This window comes from Georgenia sp. EYE_87, assembly GCF_023148685.1.
GTDB lineage: Bacteria > Actinomycetota > Actinomycetes > Actinomycetales > Actinomycetaceae > Georgenia.
This window is the reverse complement of record NZ_JAHXNL010000035.1, coordinates 1-1,308: the sequence shown is the minus strand read 5'-3', so window position 1 is coordinate 1,308 and position 1,308 is coordinate 1. Positions and strand designations below refer to the sequence as shown.

Below are 1,308 nucleotides of genomic sequence, written 5' to 3'. Positions count from 1 at the left end.
GTTTCTCCTATGTCAAGCCGCTGCCGCGTAGGCGGTTGCGGCGGCGGTCGACTGGTTGTTGTGCTTGTTTTTCAGGGTGTTGTAGACGACTCGGGCGAGTCGCCTCTTGAGGCAGCGCAGGGCCTCGGTCTTGGTGTCGCCGGCGGCGAGGCGTTTGTCGTAGTAGGCACGGCCGAGGCCGCCGAGCCTGATCTGGGTGATGGCGATGCGGTGCAGGGCGGCGTTGAGCTGGCGGTTGCCGGACCTGTTCATCCGTACCCGGCCGCGGGTGCTGCCGGACCAGACCGGGATCGGGGCGACGCCGGCGTGCATGGCGTACTTGGCCTCGTGGGCGAACCGGCCGATCCCGGCGGTCTCGCCGACGATCTTCGCCGCGGTCAGCGCCGCGCAGCCGGGCAGCTCGAGCAGCTCCGGGGCCTGGTCCTTCACCAGGGCGGTGATCTCCTTCTCCAGGGCGTTGACCCGTCCGGTGAGGACGTCGATGTCCTCGAGCAGCTCACGGGCCAGCCTTGCGTCGATCCCGCCGAGGCCGGCGAGCAGGTCACGCAGCCGGGCCCGGGTCCGGGCGATGTTCAGCGACTTCGGGGCCGGGTCGACCGTGGGGTCGATGCGGTGCAGGTGCCACCGGAACCGGTTGACGATGCTGGTGCGCTGGCGCACCAGGTCCTCACGGTGGTCGGTCAGCAGCTTCAGCTCCCGGGACGCCTCGTCGTGGGTGGCCACCGGCAGATCCGGCTCGCGCAGGGCGGCGCGGGCCACCGCCAGGGCGTCGATCGGGTCGGACTTGCCCCTCGTGCGGGCGGTGCGGCGCTGCTCGGCCATCATCTTCGGCGGCACCCGCACCACCTGCTGGCCGGCGTCGAGCAGGTCGATCTCCAGGCGGGCCGAGAGGTGGCGGCAGTCCTCGATCGCCCACACCACCTCCGTGCCGAAGCGGTCCTGGGCCCACCGGACCGCCTTGTCGTGCCCGGCCGCCACAGCCTTGACCGTGATCTCTGCGAGCTTGCGGCCGGCCTGGTCGACCGCGACGAACGTGTGGGAGCGCTTGTGCACGTCGGCGCCAACAACAACCATGGTGGTTGCCTCCTTCACCTGATCAGTGACGGGACGGTTGGACCGGCCGGCGGACACATCTCAGTGGGGGCGACGCCACGCTCCTATCAAGTCACGCCGGCCGGTTCCTTCACACCCGGTGCCGGCAAAACGCATGCACGCCAGACCCGAAGGTCGGCACCGACGCTATGAGCCAGACACCGGGTGCTCAGGATCCAACCACCGCAACAGCGGCAGCACTCACCCTGACACTGA

1 protein-coding gene is annotated in these 1,308 nt (G+C 69.8%); it reads right to left on the bottom strand.

Going from position 1 to position 1,308, the window contains the following annotated elements; genetic code table 11:
- Positions 1 to 12: 12 nt before the first annotated feature.
- Positions 13 to 1,092 carry an IS110 family transposase gene (locus KZX45_RS19760; RefSeq protein ID WP_248259470.1) on the bottom strand — a complete coding sequence of 360 codons (1,080 nt, stop codon included), beginning with the start codon at positions 1,090 to 1,092 and terminating at the stop codon, positions 13 to 15.
- Between the last annotated feature and the right edge of the window lie 216 nt (positions 1,093 to 1,308).